Genomic DNA, 18,732 nt, shown 5'->3' on the forward strand with positions numbered 1-18,732 from the left:
GGAACTCCTTCGCTACGAAAGACGTGGGGTCATGCCGCGGCCGGGACCGCTCCCCGGAGCGCGCTGTCCATCGGGGGAAGGCGCAAGGCGCTCCGGGGAACGTTGCCCGGGCCGGGGGCTGGGTCAGCGGGTGACCATGAGCTTGCGGACGCCGTAGTTGGTGCCGGTGAAGTCCATGGGGACTTCCTCCAGCGGGGTGGCGAGCCGCAGGTCGGGGAAGCGCTGGAAGAGCTTGGGCAGGACTGTTCTGAGTTCGGCGCGGGCGACGTTCTGGCCGAGGCAGGCGTGGACGCCGTAGCCGAAGCCCATGTGGCGGGCCATCTTGCGGTCGATGTCGAGGGTGTCGGGGTCCTGGAAGGCGCGCGGGTCGCGGTTGGCGGCGTTCATCGCGACGACGACGAGATCGCCCTTCTTCACCTGCGCGCCCGCAAGTTCGAGGTCTTCCTTGGCCACGCGGCCCAGGCCGAACTGGACGATGGTGAGGTAGCGCATCAGCTCCTCGACCGTGGTACCCATCTTCTCCGGGTGGGCCAGCATCTGCTCGCGCTGCCCGTGGTGGGTGAGCAGGGTGAGGGCAGACAGGCCCATCATGGCGGCCGTGGTGTCGTGTCCGGCGAACAGCAGCAGCACGCCCAGGCCGATGAGCTGCTTCTCGGTCAGCGCCGCGTCGTCGCCGTCGGCCTTGTTGATGAGTTCGGCGAGGATGCCGTCGGTGGCGCCGGTGCTGCGCTTGTCGGCGACGAGCTTGGTGATGTAGTCGATGAGCCAGTGGGCGCCCTTGTCGCGTTCCTCGCGGCTCTTGGCCATGTCCATGAGATCGACGGTGGCCTCGTGGAAGCCGTCGCGGTCCTTGTAGGGGACGCCGAGCAGTTCGCAGATCACCAGGCACGGGATGGGCAGCGCCATGGCCTGGACGAAGTCGAAGGTCTCGGGGCCCGCGGCGATGGCGTCCAGGTGCTCGTCGACGATCTTGTCGAGGTAGGGCTGGAGCTTGTTCTGCACGGCCTTGGGGGTGAAGCGGGCCGTGAGCAGGCGGCGGTAGGCGCCGTGCTCGGGCTCGTCCATCATCACGAAGCCCGCGTCGAAGGGGGCGTCCTCACCAGCCTCGGCGACCTCGCCTTCAGGCGTGTCGTGGCGCGGGCGCCTGGCGCTGAGCCGCGGGTCGGTGAAGACCTGGCTGCCCTCCTCGAAACGGGTGACGAGCCAGCCGGTCGAGCCGTTGGGGAAGCGGACCTTGACGATGGGCTGGTCCTCCCGCAGTCCGGTGTACTCGGCCGGCGGGTCGAGAGGGGCGCCAGGATCGCGGGTGACGGGCTGGTTGACGAGGATCTCGGTCATTACTGCTGCTCCTGCGCGAGGGTGGGGGGCTGGGTGGTGGGGGGCTGGGTGGCGCTGTGCGCGTCGATCGCGGCGGTGACGCCGGTGTGGGTGGCCGTGGCCTTGCACCAGCCGGTGTAGACGGCCAGGTGCAGGACGGCCTCGCGGAGCTGCTCCGCGCTCAGCTCGCCGTTGACCAGCGCGCCATTGGCGATGACCTGCACGAGTTCGGGCCGGGCGACGGTGGCGGCGACGCCGAGGGTGAGCAGCCGACGGTCGCGGACGGACAGGCCCGCGCGGCCCCACACCTGGGCGAAGAGGTAGTCGACGGTCTCGGTACTGAAGGGGTCGTCGGCGTCCTGGATGGCGGTGCTGAAACCGGGGCCGTACGCCTGGTCCATCATGTGCAGTCCGTAGGCGTGGGCGTCGTCCTTCGCGGGTGCCGGGGTTGGCGCCACATCGGCCTCCAGCTGGAGGGTGCGGCGGGCCTGGGTGCGTACCGTCTCGACGAGGGGCGCCTGGACGCCGAGGGCGGCGGCGAGGTCCCGGGCGGCAACGAGGTCCTTGGTCATCAACGGTTCGATCTGCCGGCCGACGGCTTCGGGCAGCACCCCGTCGGCGTCCTGCATGCGCAGCAGTTGCAGCAGCGTGCGGCCCTCGGGGTCGGCCGCGTCGATCACCTCGGCGAGCCGGGCGGGGTCCACACCTGCGGCACGGGCCAGTGCCGCGGCCTCGGCAACCGTGCGCCAACTGCCGTAGGTGACGACGTTGCGGGCGATCTTGGTGGCCATACCCGCGCCGGACGGACCGCAGTGCACCACCTTCTTCGCCCAGTCCTCGAGGACGGGCAGCGCCACGTCCACGATGCTCCGCTCTCCGCCGAGGATGGCGACCATGCCGTTCTCGGCGGCCTGGTCGCCCGGGGTCACCCCGCAGTCGAGGAAGCCCGCACCGGACTCGGAGCAGAGCGCGGCCAGTTCGTGGACGACCGGCAGGGCGACCGTGGCGAGCAGCACGACGGTCAGGCCGGGCCGGGCTGCCCGCAACAGTCCGTCCTCGCCGCCGATGACCTCGCGTGCCTGGGCGGCGTCGACCACCGCGACCATCACGACGTCGGACACCTCGGCCACCTCGGCGGGCGAGCCGAGCGGATCGGGCACACCGGCCAGGTCCGCGGCGGCGTCGGGGCGGACGTCGTGGACCGCGGGGACGCGTCCGCTGCGGGCCAGACTGACGGCGACCCCGCCGCCGATCATGCCCAGGCCGACCACTCCGGCCCTGAGGGTCTCGCTCATGCCGCACTCCCGGTGAGAAGGGGGGCCGCCGCGGCGACCTGTGCCCGGTAGCCGCGCAGGGCCCGGACCATGTTGATGCCGACCGCCGCGCTGATCCGGCCGTTTCTGGCGTAGAGGGCGACCAGCTTGCGCTCGGCGGTGCTGCCTTCGACGATGCGGACCTCGTCGGCGCCGCGGGTCCGGCCGTAGATCTGGATTTTCAGGTCGTACTGGTCGGACCACACGTAGGGCAGCGGGTCGAACGCGACAGCCCGCTCCGGGCCGGCCAGGATGTTGCGGGCGACGGCCAGACCCTGCTCAGCGGCGTTGGTGCGGTGCTCGATGCGCCACGGTTCACCGGTACGGGCATTGAGCCAGCAGGCGACGTCACCCGCTGCCCACACCCCGGATCCGGCGTACAGGGTGGCGTCGCACTCCACCCCGTTGCCGACCGGAACGCCGCTGCCGGTCAGCCACTCGGTGTTCGGCCGGGCTCCGATACCGACCAGGACGGCGTCCGCGGTCAGCGAGCGGCCGTCGGCGAGACGCACCCCGCTCGCCCGCCCGCCGTCGGTGAGGACCTCGTCGACGCGGGCCCCGGTCTCGATCCGTACGCCATGTTCCTGGTGGACGGTGCGCAGCAGGGCGCCCAGCTCGTCGCCGAGGGCGTCGCCCATCGGCTGGGCGGTGTCGGTGACAAGGGTGACCTCGCAGCCCAGGCGGCGGGCCACGGCGGCGGCCTCGGCGCCGACGAAGCCGCCGCCGACCACGACCAGATGCGGCCTGGCCCCCAGATCCTCGCGCAGCGCGAGCGCGTCCTCCAGCGTGCGCAGGACGTGCACCCCGCGCACCGATTCGGTGCCCGGCAGGCGCCGGGCCCGCGTGCCGGTGGCCACCACCAGGGCGTCGTAACCGACGACAGTGCCGTCGGCCAGGACGACCTGGCCGGCGGCGGTGTCCAGGGCGGTAGCCGGTTGTCCCAGCTTCAGCTCCAGGTCGAGGGCTTGAAGGTCGTCCTCGCCGCGCAGGTGGAGCCGGTCGGTGTCCCAGACGCCGGACAGCAGCTGCTTCGACAGCGGCGGCCGGTCGTAGGGCAGGTGCTTCTCCTCGCCGATCAGCGTGAGCGATCCGGTGTAGCCCTCGCGCCGCAGTCCTTCCACGACACTCAGTCCGGCCGCGGAAGCGCCGACCACGGCGACCCGCGACGGAGTCGCGGCCGCGGTTTCGGCACTCACACGCGCACCTGGATCACGGCGGCCGGGCAGACCGCCGCGGCCTGGATCACGTTCTCGGCCTGCTCGGCCGGCGGGTTGTCGTCGAGCAGGACCACGACGCCGTCCTCGTCCCGCTGGTCGAAGACCTCCGGCGCCGCCAGCACGCACTGACCGGCACCGCAGCATTTGTCGAAGTCGATGGAGATGTCCATGGGGGGATCCACTTCCGTCCAGCCCGCTGCCACGGGCGACGCGGGTCAGGTGCCATATGGTTGCCCTAAGCACCTAACTTAGTTCAGCGGCGACTGTACTCCTGCGCATACGGAGCAGCAACCAGCCCCAAGGAAACGGATGTTGGCGGCGTGAAGGAAGTGTGTACACGGGGCGCACGACCGGGCGCCGCTCCCCCGCCGAGGGGCGGCGCATCCCGTTACGGCTGCGGACCGTCCGGCCCCGGGGCGCTCCTGAGCGCCCTGATCCTGCGCGACGCCTCGGTCTCGGATCCGCTTGCGACGAGGAAAGGAATGCCGGGCGCGCGGGCCACGAGCGAGTCGACCAGGCCGTCGGCGAGCTGCAGGACCAGGTCCTCCGACGACTCGTCGCGATAGAGGCTGTGGTGCAGCGAGACCATGCCGTGCAGACCGGCCCACAGCGTCTGCGCCGCCTGCTCCACCGGCAGCGACAGGCCGAACCCGTTCTCCGCACAGCCGCGCAGGCCTGCGCGCAGACCGGCGGAAACCTGGCGGGCGGGGTGGGCGCCGATCCTGCTCGGGTCCGCCGCCGGCTGATGCACCTCGAACATGAGCCGGTAATGGCCTGGACTGCCCAGGGCGAACCGGCAGTACGCGTGCGCCTGCGCCCGGACCCGGCCCCGCGGATCCCCGTCACCGCGGGCCAGGGCCGCAGCAGCCATCTGGGCGGCCAGTTCACCGTAGCGGTCCTCCAGCGCCGCCCATACCAGCGCCGTCTTGTCCTGGAAGTGCAGGTAGATACTCGGAGCGGAGATGCCCACCTCCTTGGCGACCGCCCGCATCGTCAGCCGTTCGGAGCTGCCCCATTCGCCGAGCAATCGCTGGACCGCGGCCACGATCTCCCGGCGACGCCGCGAACCCTGCCCGTCCCGCTGACCGCCATCGGCCGGCCCTGCCTCCATCGTGTGCACTCCCCTTCCGCCAATAGGTTAGCCAGCTCCGACCGCGCCTGGGTCCTCACCGCGACCAGCGCCACCCCGGCCCCCATCCCGCGGGAGCTTCCGCGTCACCCCGCCGAGGCCGACAGCGAGGCCACCACCCGCCTTCTCGCAAGGTTCCTCACCCAACGCCCCCTTTCGCAGAAGCGGACCCGCCAAAGGTTCGCGAGCATGCAGACGCATGCCGCGAGAGAGGTTGACACGAACACGTCGACTTGTATGGTCTATACCAAAGAACTCACCGCTCCGCTTGCGGAGTTGGCCCCACTCGGCGTCTCCGTGCGCCGACGAGGACGGTGAGTGCGCGTGGACCTTCGCGCCTCTTGGACCCCACCCGGAGGCCGTACCCCGGCATGTGCGGTCACCCCCACATACGACCGCACACGCCCCGGCCGGCCTGATGTGAAGGAGTACGTATGCACGCCAGTAGGAAGACAGCGGCACTGATCGGTGCGGCCCTGGCCCCCGTCATCGCCATCAGCCTGCCGGCAGGTTCGGCGAGCGCCCACGGCTACATCTCGGATCCCCCCAGCCGGCAGGCTCAGTGCGCCGCGGGGACCGTGTCCTGCGGGGACATCACCTACGAGCCCCAGAGCGTGGAAGGACCCAAGGGCCTGACCAGCTGCAGCGGCGGGAACAGCCGCTTCTCGGAGCTGGACGACGACAGCAAGGGCTGGGCCGTCACCTCGGTCCCGAAGAACGCCACGTTCTCCTGGAAGCTCACCGCTCAGCACTCCACCAGCACCTGGGAGTACTACGCCGGCGGTCAGCAGATCGCGGTGTTCGACGACGGTGGCGCGAAGCCGGGCGCCGTGGTGAACCACGACGTCGACTTCGGCGGCCTCACCGGGCAGCAGAAGGTGCTCGCCGTGTGGAACGTCGCCGACACCGACAACGCGTTCTACGCCTGCATCGACGTCAACGTCGGCGGCTGACACACCGAGTGGAGTGAGGCCGGGAGAGCGGTGACCCCACCCGGGTCGCCGACCTCACCCGTCCACGGGAGGGGCTTTTCATGAGAAGCCCCTCCCGAGCTCCACGTCGAGCCCTGAGGCGGTCTCAGCCACCGTCAGGCTCTCCCCACGTCAGATCTGATTCTCGCCGCCGTCGACGTACAGGTTGGCGCCCAGCATGTAGGTGCTGTCCGCCGAGGCGAGGAAAGCCACTGCGGCGGCGACCTCCTCCGGGCGTCCGACCCGGCCGATCGCGACCTTGGCACCGACGTCCGCCTTGAACGCGGCCGAGTTCTCCTCGCCGACGAGTTCGGTGATGCCGGAGGTGTCGATCGGCCCGGGTGAGACCGCGTTGACACGAATACCCCGGCCGCTGAGTTCATTGGCCCAGGTCCGCGCGAAGGACCGGACGGCGGCCTTGGACGCCGCGTACGCCCCGAACGCCGGTGTGCCGTTGTCGGCGGCCGTGGAGGCATTCAGGATGACCGAGGCGCCGTCGTTGAGGAGCGGCAGCGCCTTCTGCACGGTCAGGAACGTTCCCTTGACGTTGACCTCGAAGATGCGGTCGAAATCCTCCCCGGCGGTCTGCTCCAGTGTCGCGAACGAGGCGGTGGCCGCGTTGGCGAACAGTACGTCCAGGCCACGCCCCCGCTCACGTACCGCGCCGTACAGCCGGTCCAGATCCGCCGCGTTCGTGATGTCACCCGGCACCGCGGTGACCGCGGAGCCGATGGACTCGACGGCATCCTTCAGCTCGGCCTCACGCCGACCGGTGATGAACACGTGCGCCCCTTCGGCCGCCAGCCGTGCCGCCGCGGCCCGGCCGATCCCCCGCGTTCCGCCGCCGGTGACGACAGCCGTCATACCTTCGAGTGTTCCCATGCCCAACCGCCTCCTCTTTCTGTTCCGACCGGAACAGAACTCGACCGTAGCACTTCCGTTCCACTCGGTACAGAAGGGGTAGGATGGGTGGCGTGGAAGAGACGCGCAGGGCACCGATCGGCCGGCCGAGGGGCTTCGACGCCGATGAGGCCCTGCAGCGGGCCATGGTCGTCTTCTGGGAGCACGGTTACGACGGCGTCAGCCTCACCGACCTGACCCGCGCCATGGGAATCACCAAGACCAGCATGTACGCGGCCTTCGGCAACAAGGAGGACCTCTTCCGGAAGGCCCTGGAACGTTACGCCGAGGGCCCTGCCTCCTACAGCACCCGCGCACTGCGGGAGCCCACCGCCAGGGAGGTGGCCGCCGCCTACCTCACCGGCTCCATCGACGCCTCGACCCGGGCGGGCTGCCCGGCTGGATGCCTCGGCGTCCAGGGCTTCCTGGCCGAGGGCCACCTCGGACCGGGTGCCGGTGAAGCGCTCGCCGCATGGCGCGACGACAACCGGGCACATCTTCGTGACCGCTTCCGACAAGCCATCGACGAAGGCGACCTGCCCGCGGGTGCCGACCCGGACACCCTGGCCCGCTACCTCATGACCATGGCGAACGGCATCGCGGTCCAGGCGGCCACGGGCGCCACCCGCGACGAACTCCAACGGGTCGCGGACGCAGCCCTCCACAGCTGGCCACCTGCCTGAGCGTGCCTCGACCGTGTCCACGGACGAGGCGGCGGGCAGCCGGTGACGTGCCACCGGCCACCCTCGCGGTGCGAGTCGCCCCTCTTCGGCGGCGTCGCGGCTCGGTAGCATCCAGCACATGGCCATCAGACTGGAAAACGTCGGCATCGCCGTTCGCGACCTCGAAGCCACCGTCTCCTTCTTCACCGACCTCGGCCTCACGGTCATCGGCCGTGACACGGTCAGTGGTGAGTGGACCGACACCGCCGTCGGCCTTGATGGCAATCACGCAAAAATTGCGATGCTCCAGACGCCGGACGGGCACGGTCGCCTTGAGCTCTTCGAGTACATCCACCCCGAAGCGATCGAGTCGAAGCCCACCCGCCCCAACGAGATCGGCATGCATCGCGTCGCCTTCTCCGTCGACGACATCGACAAGGCCCTCGAGACAGCGGCGAAGCACGGGTGCCATCCACTGCGTGGCGTGGCGACCTATGAGGACGTCTACAAGCTCACATACGTCCGCGGCCCCAGCGGCATCCTGGTGATGCTCGCAGAGGAGCTGAAGAAGAACTGAAGAAGAGCTGACAACCGACCGCACCGATCCGTCCACTCGGGGACCGCAACGAGCCGTTCATTCGCGCCCGGCTCGCGCGGCGCCCGGCCGGCGAGCGCCTGGACGCCTGGGGCATCCCGAACGGAACCGACGCGCACGATGCACTGACGCTGACCGTCGCCCGGCTCCGCAGCAACGCCGTGCGCCACGGTCACGTATCCGGCCGGGACTTCCGTCTCCGCCTCTTCGCCGAAGGCACAGCCGCTTTGCCGAATTTGCGTTGGAGAGCGCTCCAACTCCTAGCTTCGGATGCATGCGATACATCAAGCTCGGAACGACCGGCCTGGAAGTCTCCGCCATCACCCTCGGCTGCATGAGCTTCGGAGAGCCGGACCGGGGCGGCGAGCCCTGGTCGCTGGGCGTGGACGCCGGCCGGGACATCATCAGGCAGGCCCTCGACGCCGGCGTCAACTTCCTCGACACGGCCAATGGGTACAGCGCCGGAAGCAGTGAGGAGATCGTCGGCCAGGCCGTCAAGGACTTCACCCGGCGCGAGGAGGTCGTTCTCTCCACCAAGGTCTGGATGCGGATGCGTCCCGGCCCGAACGGCGCCGGGCTGTCCCGCAAGGCGATCTTCGCGGAGCTCGACGCCTCCCTGAAGCGACTGGGGACCGACTACATCGACCTGTACCAGATCCACCGCTGGGACTACGACACCCCGATCGAGGAAACCCTCGAAGCGCTGCACGACGTGGTCAAGTCCGGGAAGGTCCGCTACATCGGAGCCTCTTCCATGTACGCCTGGCAGTTCGCCAAGGCCCTGTACCTGGCCGACCTGAACGGCTGGACCCGGTTCGTGTCGATGCAGGACCACTACAACCTCATCCACCGAGAAGCGGAGCGGGAGATGCTCCCGCTCTGCGCCGACCAGGGCATCGGCGTGATCCCGTGGAGCCCGCTGGCGCGGGGCAGGCTGACGCGGGTCCGGGACACCGCCACGGCGCGTGCCGAGACCGACGAGGGCGGCAAGATCCTCTACCGCGACGAGGACCAGGCGGTGGCCGAGCGCGTCCACGAGATCGCGGGCAGGCGGGGTCTGTCCCCGGCCCAGGTCGCCCTGGCCTGGGTCATGCGCAACCCGGCGGTGACCTCACCCATCGTCGGGGTCACCAAGCCGGCCCAGCTGGCCGACGCGGTCGCCGCGGTGGACGTCGAACTCGACGAGGACGAGGCCGCCTACCTGGAGGAGCCCTACCAGCCGCACGCCGCCGCCTACCTGGAAGAGTCCTTCTACAAGTCGCGCCCTGCGGCGGGCTCCCGGTAGTCCGGGCTGCCGCCGGGCCTTCGACGAGTCCTTGGCCTCGGCCTTCGTGACCGGCGCGAACCGGCGCGGCTCCTCCCCTCGTCGGGCCGGCGGGCGCGGTCGCGCACTACGAGTCGGCGACCCACCGCGTCAGGCCCCGCAGCAGCCGTCGGCCCGTCGGGTTCCGCTCGGACAGGATCGTGAGCTGGAAGACGTGCGGCATCGCCTCGTACACCTCGACCGACACCTTGCTTCCGGCGGCCGATGCCTCCTGTGCGAAACGCAGGGTGTCGTCCAGCAGTGCCTCCGCCGCTCCGACCGTCAGCAACAGCGGCGGGAGGCCGTCGAGGGCACCGTGGATCGGCGACTGCGGGGGCAGGTCGGGGCGGGCGTCGGCGAGGTACTGGCCGATGAGGCGGGTGAGCATGGTGCGGTCGACACCTGAGTCGTGGGCGGCGTTGTCGTCGATGGACCGGCTGGACAGGGTGAGATCGGTGATCGCGGAGTTGGCGATAACGGCGGCCGGGAGGGCGGTGCCGGACTCCTTCAGGGCCAGGAGGGCGGACAGTGACAGGGTGGCACCGGAGGACTCCGAGAAGATGACGATCTTCGCCGCGGGCACCCCCTGGTCGAGCAGGCTCCGGTAGACGGCGAGGACGTCGTCCAGTGGAGCCGGGTAGGGGTCGGCCGGGGCCAGGCGGTAGTGAACGACCAGTGTGGGGCGGGCGGTTGCCTGCGAGATCCGATGAGCCGTCAGGTTCATCAGCTCCGGCATACGGTGCTCGAACCCGCCGCCGTGGACGTAGAGCACGACGCCCTGCTCCACGGAGGCCCCGCCCGCCGTCACCCAGACCGTGGGCACGCCCCCGCTCTCGGGCAGCACGGGACTCAGGTCGGCGTCGGCTGGCAGTGCGAAGGACCGGCTCCCGAGGCCGGCCAGCTCTGCCATGACCGCGCCGACGGCCGTGGTTGCGTCGGGCTCGGCGGGGATGCGGGTGATGTCCATGGTGCAGAGAACTATCAGCTGCTCTTCGGACACGGCAACGCATTTGAGCGCCGCCCCCGGACGCCCTGACAGCGGCACCCGCTGGCTCGACGTACCCGCCCGTTCCGTGCACGCGGATCCGCTGCCCGTCCCGGATCATCCGCGTGGCCCCGTCCAGGGGTCGGCCTTGAAGAGGATGCCGGACGCCTGCGGGAGGGCCATCTGCTGCACGACCACGGCCATCCGGACCGTACGGTGGTCGGTCCCGTTCCGTCGGCGGTAGATCACGGCCCGCTCGGTGAACAGTGAGGCCCAGTACCGGCTGATGTGCTGGAGGACCGCCGTCGGCCCCACGACGTTCAGGTAGTCCTGCTGGCCGGCGAACGAGGCCGTCGATAGATCCCCCACACATACCGATCGTTCACCGTGATGCCTCCGAGACAGCCGTGGCCCATCGCGCCCACCTCTGTGATGCCGCGTTCGTGCAGGTGGTGGGCTTGGCCGACGGTTGTGCGCCAGGACCGGGGCCTTGCCGCAAGCCCCCCTGTGCGCTATATCCTGACAGCGGCAAGGAGAGCTCTCCTTGCCTTTGCCTTTTCGGCCCTCCTGACCTGACAGGCCGTTCACCGTGTGAAGGTTCGCTCCGGGATGGTCGGGTTCGTTGATCATGGCTTGCGGGCGCTGCTTACGCGCGGGTAACTACATGCCTTATGAACCTCTTCAGCCGCAGCTCCCTGCTCCGTCGCCAGGAGCCCCCCATGGAGGAGCCCTCCTCCGCCCCTGCGGCCGCAACTGCTGCGGTTCTCCCCGATCCCGGCCTGGCGGCCCTCACCGGGGAGTGGATGATCGACCCCGCGCACAGCAGGATCGGCTTCTCCGTCCGGCACGCCATGGTGACGACGGTGCGTGGCGCGTTCCTGGAGTACGAGAGCCGCCTCTACTTCGACGGGCGCAACCCCGCGCGGTCCAGGGCGGAGATCTCCCTGGCCACCGCGAGCGTCGACACCGGTGTCGAGCAGCGTGACGCGCATCTGATCGGCCGCGACTTCCTGGACGCCGCGAAGCACCCGCACATCAGCTTCGCGAGCACCGCCGTACAGCTCATCGGCAAGGACGTCTACCGCATGACCGGCGACCTCACCATCCGGAGCACCACCCGGCCCGTGATCCTGGACCTCACGTACATCGGTTACGTCACCGACCCCTTCGGCTACGAGCGCGTCGGGTTCGACGGGACCACCACCATCAACCGTTCCGACTGGGGTCTGACCTACAACGCCCGCCTGGCCGAGGGCGGCGCCATGGTCAGCGAGAGGCTCCGTCTGCAGTTCGACATCGCCGCCATCCGCACCCCGCCCGTCGCCTGACACACCGTCAATTCTAGGCACCCGCACCACCCCTGAACGTGCGGCGGTACGCGCGCGGCGACACCCCCAGTGTCACGCGGAAGTGCTGTCGTGGCGCGGCGCCGGTCCCGAATCCGGCGTCGGCGGCGATCCGGTCGACCGGCAGGTCGGTCCCATCCAGCAACCGCCGTTCCCTGTCGAGGTGTTGCTGGGCGAGTCACTGCATGGGCGTGAGCCCGGCCTCCTGCCGGGAGCGCCGGTTGAACGTGCGCCTATCCCCCGTAGACCACCTGTGACTCCGCCAGCGCGTCGGCGAAGTCACCGGCGAAGCGTACGGACTCGGCCGGGGTGAGGGTGGCGGTGGTGACCCGCACCCCGGGCGGGGACGCGATGCGGAAGCGGGTGCCGGCCGCGGTCCACCAGCCGCGGGTACGCAGGGCGTTGACGACGGCGGACTCGTCCCTGACCGGGACCCACGCGTTGAGGCCGCTCATCCCGTGGAACGCGATGCCGTGCTCCGCCAGCGCCGCACCCAGGGCTTCGCGGCGGGTGGTGTAGGTGCGGGCGGCCTCCGCCACGAGCCGGGTGACGGCCGGGTCGGTCAGCAGATCCGCGACGGTCACCTGGAGGATATGGCTGACCCAGCCGGAGGTGAGCAGCATCCGTCCGTCGTGACGCGCGAGGGTGACGGGGTCGCAGGCGAGGGCGGCCCAGCGCAGGTCGATCCCGAGGTGCTTGGACACCGTACGCACATGGGCCCAGCGGGGCAGTCCGCCGGATGCGAGGGATACGGCGTCCGCGCCGGCGATCTCCGCGTTGTGGTCGTCCTCGACGACCAGTACGTCGGGGAAGTCGCCCAGCACGGTCAGGAGTGCGTCCCGGCGGTCCGGGGTGAAGCGCGCGCCGAGCGGGCACTGTCCTCGGGGGCTGCACACCAGGGCCCGGGCCCCCGCGCGCAGCGCGGTGCGCAGGGCCTCCGGGCGGATGCCCTCGTCGTCGACCGCGACCGGCAGCATGCGCAGACCCAAGGCCGGTACGAGGTCGAGGAGATGATGGAAGCCGGGGTCCTCCACGGCCACGGCGTCGCCGGGTCTGAGCTCGGTGGAGAGCAGTCTGGCGATGCAGTCCAGGGCGCCGTGGGCGAACGTCACCGATCCGGTGGGCACGTCGTCGCGGGCGAACCAGGTACGGACCGCGTCCTCCAGCTCGGCGAACCGCGGGGCCGCACGGTGCGATCCGGCCACGGGTCCCAGGCTCGCGGGCGGGGTCAGCACCGGGAGGCAGGCGGGGTCGGGGTGTCCGCCCGCCAGGTCACGCAGCCCTGCGGGCACCTTGGGGGGCCGCCGCGAGGTGACGGCAGGGGCGGACGCCACCACTGTGCCGCCGCGTCCCAGGGTCACCACCACCCCGCGCCCGCGCAGCTCCTTGTAGGCCGCCGCGACGGTCCCGGCGCTGACACCCAGCGCCTCGGCGAGACGCCGAACGGGAGGCAGCGAGGCTCCCGGCCGCAGCGTGCCGTCGGCCACCCGGCTCTCGACGGACGCCGAAATCTCTCTAGCCGTACCGCCCACGATCCCATATTGTTCTGCCACAGAACAGAGTTTGTACCGATACAAAATATCTGTCAAGGGGGGTCCTGATGGAACAGACGCCGAGCCGCGTGCCGTTCGCCCGGCGCCTGGCCGTACCGGGTGGCCGTGACGGGCGGCGCATGCTGGTGGTCGCGGTCATCGACAAGATCGGCACCGGCCTGTGGACGGGAGCGGCCACGCTCTACTTCCTCTACGTCGCCCACCTGACGGTCGCCCAGATCGGTGTCCTGATGGGGCTGTCCGGCATTCTCGGCATAGCCGGACCGCCGCTCGCGGGGCGGCTGGCCGACCGCTTTCCCGTGACCCGCGTCCTGCTGGCCGCCCAACTCGCGCGGGGCGCGGCCCTGCTGGCCCTGCTCACGACGGACGACTACGCACTGCTGGTCCTGTTCTCGGCGCTGGGCGCCCTGCCGGACCGTGCGTCGAGTGTCCTGACCAAGTTGTTCGCCGCGCGGGTCGCCGGCCCCCAGCGCATCCGCTACCAGGCGATCCAGCGGACCGCAGCGAACATCGGGTGGGCCGTGGGAGCCGCGGGGGCCGCCGCCGCGCTCACCGTGGGAAGCACCGCCGCCTACCAGGCGCTGCTGCTCGCCAACGTCGCTTCGTACGCGATCATCGGGGTCCTCACCCTGCGGTGCGCGGAACCGAAGGCTCCCAGCCGCGTCGTCGCCGGGCAGGCCTCCGCCACCGACACCCACCGCACCCTCTCCGGTTCCTCTGTCCGCCCGGCGACTCCCTGGCGGGACCGCCGCTACCTCGCGTTCACCGGGTCGGAGATCTGGCTGTTCCTGGACGACAGCATCCTCCAGGTCGGATTTCCGCTGTGGATCGTCCATGCCACCGACGCGCCGGTCGGTCTTGCGCCGCTGATCCTCGTCCTCAACAGCGTGCTGGTGATCGCACTCCAGGTACCCCTGTCCCGCTTCGGCGAGACGCGGGCGGCCGCCCGCCGGCTGCTCGTCCCGATCGGCGCCGCCTTCCTGACGGGCGGCGTGGCGCTCGCCGCGTCGGCCGGCGGCGGTCCCTGGTTCGCCACCGCAGCCGTCCTGCTCGCTGCCACCGCCTTCACGATCGCCGAGATCCTGCATTCGATCTCGTCCTGGGAGCTCTCCATCGCGCTCGCGCCCGGGGAAGCGCAGGGCGCCTATCTCGGACTGCACGGTCTGGCCCAGTCCACGCAGCGCAGCCTCGGCCCCGTCGTCGTCGGGGCCGCCGTGAGCGTGGGCCCGTTCGCCTGGCCGGTGCTCGGCGCCACACTCGTGGTCGCCTGCCTCGCCCAGCACCGGCTGGTCAGGCCGTCCGCCGCAGCCTCGGTGCCCCGCCCTTCCGGGGAGCGCCCCACCGAGGGCAGTCCCACCGAGGACCGCCCTACCGAGGAGCCCGCCCGCCCTCCGGCCACGTCACCGCCGCCACATGCGCACGAAAACTGAGGGCGGGCCTGCCCGTCATCCGCTCGACCGTATCGGTGACGCGATCCTCCGCACCCTCCGCGATGGCCAGGTCCAGACCGGCGAGCACGGCCGCGAACTCCGCCGGGACACCTTCGGCGACCAGATGGTCACACATCTGCCCGTACGTGAGGCGCCGGTGCGCGGCGGGCCGCCCGGAGGCCTCGGCGACGAGGGCCGCCACCTCGTCGTAACTCAGCGCCCCGGGGCCGGTGATGACCAGATCCGTGTCGGGCGCCACCGCATCGGTGAGCGCGCGCACCGCGACGGCCGCGATGTCCTCGGCGTCGACGAAGCCGACGCGGCCGTCGCCCGTCGCGCTCGCCATCACGCCGTCCGTACGCAGACTCCCGCCGTGCAGATGCCGGCCGGTGAAGTTCTGCATGAACCAGGAGGGCCGCAGGACGGCCCACTCCTCGAACATCCCGTCGGCCAGCAGCCCGTGGACCTGCCCCACTACCGGCCCCCCGAGGGGAATGGCCGAAGAGCTGAGCAGCACCACCCGCCTCACCCCTGCGGCACGGGCCTGCTCCAGGAAGGGCCGCATGACGGTGACCGGCTCGGGGTCACCGACCGGCGGTAGGAGATACACGCGGTCGACCCCGTGCAGCGCGGGGCCATGGGTGGCGGTGTCGTACCAGTCGAAGTGCACGGTCCGCGCACCGTCCGGCGGGCCGGGCGTGCGAGAGGCCAGGGTGACGGCGTGCCCCCGCCCGGTGAGCTGCCTGGCGACCCGGCTTCCGGTGGTGCCGGTCGCGCCGGTGACCAGTGTGCGGTGGGGCATGTCGCTCCTCATGAGGCGTCGAAGAACGTGACGTCGGCGAAAGCGTCGTCGGAGGGGGATCCCATGATCGCGAGCGGGTTCCAGTAGTCGCGGTAACGAGTGATCCTGCCGCCCTTGACGGTGACCACGGCGACATAGGGCATTTCGTAAGGGGCCCCGGTGGCGACGATGCGGCCCACTCCACGCCATTCGGCGATGATCGTGTCCGGGTCCCGCGGTTCGTGGATCTCCAGCCCCACGACCTCGCGCAGGTCGATGGATTCCGGGTAGTCGCGCATGTAGGCGGCGACGGCCTCCCTGCCCTCCAGCCTCGACGGAAATCCGTCCGGCGCGTAAGGGAACTCGAACAGCGCGTCGCCGTCGACCAGAGCGGTCCAGCCGTCGATGTCCTTGTCGAGCAGAAGCCGCAGACTGTGGCGGTACAGGTCCGCCGGACTCATGGTGTCGCTCATCGGAATCATCACCCCTAAGATGTGGACTGCAAGTCCGTTTACCTGTGGAACCATACGGACCGTCGGTCCGGTTAGCAAATGGAGAGGTCATGTCCGAGCGCAAGCAGCGCGCCGACGCCACCCGCAACCGCGAGGCCGTGCTGGCAGCGGCCGACGCCCTCTTCGCGCGGAGCGACAGCCCGCGCAGCGTGTCCATGGACGAGGTCGCGGCGGCGGCCGGGGTGGGCAAAGGCACGCTCTTCCGCCGTTTCGGCGACCGCACGGGACTGATCCAGGCCCTGTACGAGGCCCGTGTCCAGCCGCTGCGCGAGGCCGTGGAGTCGGGCCCGGCCCCCCTCGGCCCGTCGACGCCGCCCCTCGAACGCGTACCGGCCCTGCTGGACGCGATGCTCCGCTTCAAGATGGACAACCGCCATCTCTCCATGGCCCTGGAGGAGGCGGGCAGCGGCAGCCCCTACGCCGCGGGGCACTACACGCGGTGGCACGGCGCCCTGGAGGAGATGCTTGAGCAGATTCCGGCCACCGCCACCACCGCCGGTTTCACAGCACACGCCCTCCTGGCCGCGACCCGCGCCGACCTGGTGGAACACCTGCTGGGCGAACAGCAGATGACACACCAGCAGGTGAGGCAGGGCCTGGCAGGCCACACCGCGAGGATCCTGGGAGACCGGGGCAACGACTGACCACCCGAACACGCAGGTGGTTTCCACGGACGGCGGGCTCCCCCCGTGGATCACCCGGGGTACCGTGGCCGAACACGAGTCCTACCGAGCCGTTTTGGCCTCCACGAGGTGACGAGCGATGAACGAGTACCCGCTGCCCACGCCCCATCCCACGAGCGCCCATCCCGCCCGTGTCTACAACGTCTGGGTGGGCGGCAAGGACCACTATCCGGTGGACCAGGAGGCGGCCGAGCTCGCCGCGGTGGCGAACCCGACGATCGTGCCCTCGGTCCGGGCCAACCGGGCCTTCCTCGGCCGCGCCGTACGTCACCTCGCGGCGGCCGGGATCCGTCAGTTCCTGGACGTCGGCACCGGCATCCCCGCCGCGGACAACACCCACGAGGTGGCCCAGCGGGCCACTCCCGAGTCGCGGGTCGTGTACGTCGACAACGACCCCATCGTGCTCACCCATGCCCGGGCACTGCTGGTCAGCGGCCCCGACGGCCACACCGACTACGTACAGGCCGACGCGCGTGATGTGGACACGATTCTCGCCGAGGCCTCGCGCACCCTGGACCTGGACCGGCCGGTCGGCCTGATGCTGGTGGCGATCATGCAGTACATCAAGGACGCCGAGGACCCGTGGGACATCGTCCGGCGCCTGCTGGACCGCCTCGCCCCGGGCAGCCATCTGGTCCTGTCCCACCCGGCCGCCGACGTCACGGCCCCCGAAGTCGCCGAATCCATGCGGATCTACAACGAGCGCGCCGCCAGCCACGCCTCCGCCACCCCGCGCACCCGGAAGGAAGTGGAACGCTTCTTCGACGGCCTGGAGATCCTGGAGCCGGGCGTGGTCACCCTGACCCGCTGGCGTCCCGAGCCGTCCGACAGCACGGACGACACCCTGCCCATGTGGTGCGCAGTCGCCCGCAAGGCGTAACCGGCGTACGACGCCCGCCTCCTCAGGTGGCGCCGCGTTCGGTCGTCTCCCGCAGTCCACGGCCCACCGCACGGCCGAACGCGGGGTCCTCCGCGCCGGCCGTGCTGCCCGGACGGCCGGCGCGCAGGAGTTCGCGCCAGTGCTCCTGACTCCAGTCGGCCGGGGCCGAGGTACGCACGAAGTCCTCGATCAGCGCGCCGAACCGGGCGGGGTCGTTGTGGAAGGGGAAGTGGCCGGCGCCCTCGAAGATCTCCAGGCGGCTGCCCGGCATGGCCGCGTGGGCGGCGTAGGCGTGGCGCACGCGGACGACGCTGTCGCGTGAGCCCCACAGCAGGAGCGTGGGCATGCCCTGGGCCAGGTAGCAGCGGTCCAGCATCGTGACCACCTGGCCCCGCCAGTCGACCACCGCCCTCAGCGTGCTGATGAACGCGCTGCGGGACGTTGCGTCGGGGAGGGCGTCCACGAGGCCCAGCAGCTCGTCCGCGTCCTGCCCGAGGTCGGTGTCGAGCAGCCTGATCAGCCGTGCGAAGAGGCCGACCTGGCTGCGCATGCCGGGCAGACGCAGCGTGGACAGCATCAGGTCGGCGCCCGGGAGGGACACGGCTCGCAGGACGGGGTTGACCTCTCGTCCCACGCCACCCGCGCTCACCAGGACGAGCCGGTCGGTGCGTTCGGGGTACTGGTAGGCGAACTGCATCGCCACACCGCCTCCGAGCGAATGGCCGACCAGGGTGGCACGTTCGATGCCCAGGACACCCAGGAGGTCGCGGACGCCGTTCGCGTAGGCGGCGACCGAGTAGTCGGCCCTCGGCTTGTCCGAGGCTCCGTGGCCGAGGAGGTCGGGGGCGATCACGGTGTGGTGACGGGCCAGCTCGGGGATCACCTCGGCCCAGGTCTCGGAGGAGTCACCGATGCCGTGGATGAGCAGGATGGCGGGCCCCTCCCCCGCGATCCGGTACGCACGGCGGTAGCCGTGGATGGTCCGGTGGGACACCTCCGCACCGTGCTCGGCCCGTTGTCCGCGTGCTGGCGTGCCGGCCACGTCACCGCCTCCGTCCGCTGCTCCGACGATTCCCGAGCGAGCGTGGAGAGCTCCCGCGCCCGGAGCATTACCGGGGCGTTTCGGACGGCGCCCGGGTGGGACCGCAAAGGACC

19 protein-coding genes and 3 pseudogenes are annotated in these 18,732 nt (G+C 70.8%); 9 read left to right on the forward strand and 13 right to left on the reverse strand.

From position 1 onward, the window contains the following. Positions 1–123 precede the first annotated feature (123 nt). From AB0C75_RS14495 to AB0C75_RS14515, 5 genes are all read right to left on the reverse strand, one after another. A complete protein-coding gene (locus AB0C75_RS14495) occupies positions 124–1,338 on the reverse strand; it encodes a cytochrome P450 (protein ID WP_362890547.1) in 1,215 nt (404 codons plus the stop codon). Further along, entirely contained in the window at positions 1,338–2,612 is a 1,275-nt protein-coding gene (locus AB0C75_RS14500; RefSeq protein ID WP_362890549.1) for an NAD(P)-binding domain-containing protein, read from the reverse strand. Before AB0C75_RS14500 ends, AB0C75_RS14495 begins: the two co-directional genes overlap by 1 nt. Next, positions 2,609–3,826, reverse strand: a complete 1,218-nt coding sequence (locus AB0C75_RS14505; RefSeq protein WP_362890550.1) for an FAD/NAD(P)-binding oxidoreductase — start codon at positions 3,824–3,826, stop codon at positions 2,609–2,611. Before AB0C75_RS14505 ends, AB0C75_RS14500 begins: the two co-directional genes overlap by 4 nt. Then, entirely contained in the window at positions 3,823–4,017 is a 195-nt protein-coding gene (locus AB0C75_RS14510) for a ferredoxin (RefSeq protein WP_362890552.1), read from the reverse strand. Before AB0C75_RS14510 ends, AB0C75_RS14505 begins: the two co-directional genes overlap by 4 nt. Positions 4,018–4,235: 218 nt before the next feature. Further along, complete coding sequence (locus AB0C75_RS14515) at positions 4,236–4,958, reverse strand: TetR/AcrR family transcriptional regulator (RefSeq protein ID WP_362890554.1); 723 nt, start codon at positions 4,956–4,958, stop codon at positions 4,236–4,238. Positions 4,959–5,410: 452 nt separating this feature from the next. Between AB0C75_RS14515 and AB0C75_RS14520 the strand changes: the two genes are divergently transcribed. Further along, complete coding sequence (locus AB0C75_RS14520) at positions 5,411–5,929, forward strand: lytic polysaccharide monooxygenase auxiliary activity family 9 protein (protein WP_362890556.1); 519 nt, start codon at positions 5,411–5,413, stop codon at positions 5,927–5,929. A 150-nt stretch (positions 5,930–6,079) separates the two neighbouring features. Here the strand turns inward: AB0C75_RS14520 and AB0C75_RS14525 are convergent, their stop codons facing one another. Then, positions 6,080–6,829 (reverse strand): SDR family oxidoreductase, encoded by a 750-nt coding sequence (locus AB0C75_RS14525; RefSeq protein ID WP_362890558.1) that lies wholly within the window; start codon positions 6,827–6,829, stop codon positions 6,080–6,082. Between the two features lie 92 nt (positions 6,830–6,921). On the opposite strand from AB0C75_RS14525, the gene AB0C75_RS14530 reads away from it, so the two are divergent. The 4 genes and pseudogenes from AB0C75_RS14530 to AB0C75_RS14545 all read left to right on the forward strand — a co-directional run bounded on the left by AB0C75_RS14530 (position 6,922) and on the right by AB0C75_RS14545 (position 9,389). Beyond that, entirely contained in the window at positions 6,922–7,530 is a 609-nt protein-coding gene (locus AB0C75_RS14530) for a TetR/AcrR family transcriptional regulator (RefSeq protein WP_362890560.1), read from the forward strand. A 118-nt stretch (positions 7,531–7,648) separates the two neighbouring features. Next, on the forward strand, positions 7,649–8,086 hold the full coding sequence (locus AB0C75_RS14535; RefSeq protein ID WP_362890562.1) for a VOC family protein: 438 nt from the start codon (positions 7,649–7,651) through the stop codon (positions 8,084–8,086). Between the two features lie 26 nt (positions 8,087–8,112). Next, positions 8,113–8,319: pseudogene (locus AB0C75_RS14540) on the forward strand (hypothetical protein); the annotation flags it as partial. A gap of 59 nt (positions 8,320–8,378) precedes the next feature. Next, on the forward strand, positions 8,379–9,389 hold the full coding sequence (locus tag AB0C75_RS14545; protein ID WP_362890564.1) for an aldo/keto reductase: 1,011 nt from the start codon (positions 8,379–8,381) through the stop codon (positions 9,387–9,389). Positions 9,390–9,495: 106 nt separating this feature from the next. On the opposite strand, the gene AB0C75_RS14550 is transcribed toward AB0C75_RS14545, so the two are convergent. Both AB0C75_RS14550 and AB0C75_RS14555 read right to left on the reverse strand, forming a co-directional pair. Next, on the reverse strand, positions 9,496–10,407 hold the full coding sequence (locus AB0C75_RS14550; RefSeq protein ID WP_362890565.1) for an alpha/beta hydrolase fold domain-containing protein: 912 nt from the start codon (positions 10,405–10,407) through the stop codon (positions 9,496–9,498). Positions 10,408–10,515: 108 nt separating this feature from the next. Continuing rightward, positions 10,516–10,755 (reverse strand): annotated as a pseudogene (locus AB0C75_RS14555) (PEP/pyruvate-binding domain-containing protein); the annotation flags it as partial. A gap of 308 nt (positions 10,756–11,063) precedes the next feature. On the opposite strand from AB0C75_RS14555, the gene AB0C75_RS14560 reads away from it, so the two are divergent. Then, positions 11,064–11,720: a YceI family protein gene (locus AB0C75_RS14560; protein WP_362890567.1), complete on the forward strand. Its 657-nt coding sequence runs from the start codon at positions 11,064–11,066 to the stop codon at positions 11,718–11,720. Between the two features lie 13 nt (positions 11,721–11,733). Here AB0C75_RS14560 and AB0C75_RS14565 read toward each other — a convergent pair. After that, a pseudogene (locus AB0C75_RS14565) lies at positions 11,734–11,901 on the reverse strand (helix-turn-helix domain-containing protein); the annotation flags it as partial. A 70-nt stretch (positions 11,902–11,971) separates the two neighbouring features. Further along, a complete protein-coding gene (locus tag AB0C75_RS14570; RefSeq protein ID WP_362890569.1) occupies positions 11,972–13,291 on the reverse strand; it encodes an aminotransferase class I/II-fold pyridoxal phosphate-dependent enzyme in 1,320 nt (439 codons plus the stop codon). A gap of 47 nt (positions 13,292–13,338) precedes the next feature. Between AB0C75_RS14570 and AB0C75_RS14575 the strand changes: the two genes are divergently transcribed. Continuing rightward, positions 13,339–14,721, forward strand: coding sequence for an MFS transporter (locus AB0C75_RS14575; protein WP_362890571.1), 1,383 nt, complete (start codon positions 13,339–13,341; stop codon positions 14,719–14,721). Here the strand turns inward: AB0C75_RS14575 and AB0C75_RS14580 are convergent. Both AB0C75_RS14580 and AB0C75_RS14585 read right to left on the reverse strand, forming a co-directional pair. Beyond that, positions 14,660–15,523 carry an NAD(P)H-binding protein gene (locus AB0C75_RS14580; protein WP_362890573.1) on the reverse strand — a complete coding sequence of 288 codons (864 nt, stop codon included), beginning with the start codon at positions 15,521–15,523 and terminating at the stop codon, positions 14,660–14,662. The genes AB0C75_RS14575 and AB0C75_RS14580 overlap by 62 nt on opposite strands. A gap of 8 nt (positions 15,524–15,531) precedes the next feature. After that, entirely contained in the window at positions 15,532–15,975 is a 444-nt protein-coding gene (locus AB0C75_RS14585; RefSeq protein WP_362890575.1) for a nuclear transport factor 2 family protein, read from the reverse strand. Between the two features lie 89 nt (positions 15,976–16,064). Here AB0C75_RS14585 and AB0C75_RS14590 point away from each other — a divergent pair, with 89 nt between their 5' ends. Both AB0C75_RS14590 and AB0C75_RS14595 read left to right on the forward strand, forming a co-directional pair. Continuing rightward, positions 16,065–16,658 (forward strand): TetR/AcrR family transcriptional regulator, encoded by a 594-nt coding sequence (locus AB0C75_RS14590; RefSeq protein WP_362890577.1) that lies wholly within the window; start codon positions 16,065–16,067, stop codon positions 16,656–16,658. Positions 16,659–16,776: 118 nt separating this feature from the next. Then, positions 16,777–17,577, forward strand: a complete 801-nt coding sequence (locus tag AB0C75_RS14595) for an SAM-dependent methyltransferase (RefSeq protein WP_362890580.1) — start codon at positions 16,777–16,779, stop codon at positions 17,575–17,577. A 22-nt stretch (positions 17,578–17,599) separates the two neighbouring features. Here the strand turns inward: AB0C75_RS14595 and AB0C75_RS14600 are convergent, their stop codons facing one another. Continuing rightward, positions 17,600–18,619 (reverse strand): alpha/beta fold hydrolase, encoded by a 1,020-nt coding sequence (locus tag AB0C75_RS14600; RefSeq protein WP_362890582.1) that lies wholly within the window; start codon positions 18,617–18,619, stop codon positions 17,600–17,602. Positions 18,620–18,732 lie beyond the last annotated feature (113 nt).

Origin of the sequence: Streptomyces sp. NPDC048565, assembly GCF_040650935.1 — a bacterium.
Lineage (GTDB): Bacteria > Actinomycetota > Actinomycetes > Streptomycetales > Streptomycetaceae > Streptomyces.

Bases quoted from the DNA above. Each gene is read 5' to 3' on its own strand.
- AB0C75_RS14495 (WP_362890547.1), bottom strand. From the start codon at position 1,338: ATGACCGAGATCCTCGTCAACCAGCCCGTCACCCGCGATCCTGGCGCC.
- AB0C75_RS14500 (WP_362890549.1), bottom strand. From the start codon at position 2,612: ATGAGCGAGACCCTCAGGGCCGGAGTGGTCGGCCTGGGCATGATCGGC.
- AB0C75_RS14510 (WP_362890552.1), bottom strand. From the start codon at position 4,017: ATGGACATCTCCATCGACTTCGACAAATGCTGCGGTGCCGGTCAGTGC.
- AB0C75_RS14515 (WP_362890554.1), bottom strand. From the start codon at position 4,958: ATGGAGGCAGGGCCGGCCGATGGCGGTCAGCGGGACGGGCAGGGTTCG.
- AB0C75_RS14520 (WP_362890556.1), top strand. From the start codon at position 5,411: ATGCACGCCAGTAGGAAGACAGCGGCACTGATCGGTGCGGCCCTGGCC.
- AB0C75_RS14525 (WP_362890558.1), bottom strand. From the start codon at position 6,829: ATGGGAACACTCGAAGGTATGACGGCTGTCGTCACCGGCGGCGGAACG.
- AB0C75_RS14535 (WP_362890562.1), top strand. From the start codon at position 7,649: ATGGCCATCAGACTGGAAAACGTCGGCATCGCCGTTCGCGACCTCGAA.
- AB0C75_RS14545 (WP_362890564.1), top strand. From the start codon at position 8,379: ATGCGATACATCAAGCTCGGAACGACCGGCCTGGAAGTCTCCGCCATC.
- AB0C75_RS14560 (WP_362890567.1), top strand. From the start codon at position 11,064: ATGAACCTCTTCAGCCGCAGCTCCCTGCTCCGTCGCCAGGAGCCCCCC.
- AB0C75_RS14575 (WP_362890571.1), top strand. From the start codon at position 13,339: ATGGAACAGACGCCGAGCCGCGTGCCGTTCGCCCGGCGCCTGGCCGTA.
- AB0C75_RS14580 (WP_362890573.1), bottom strand. From the start codon at position 15,523: ATGCCCCACCGCACACTGGTCACCGGCGCGACCGGCACCACCGGAAGC.
- AB0C75_RS14585 (WP_362890575.1), bottom strand. From the start codon at position 15,975: ATGAGCGACACCATGAGTCCGGCGGACCTGTACCGCCACAGTCTGCGG.
- AB0C75_RS14590 (WP_362890577.1), top strand. From the start codon at position 16,065: ATGTCCGAGCGCAAGCAGCGCGCCGACGCCACCCGCAACCGCGAGGCC.
- AB0C75_RS14595 (WP_362890580.1), top strand. From the start codon at position 16,777: ATGAACGAGTACCCGCTGCCCACGCCCCATCCCACGAGCGCCCATCCC.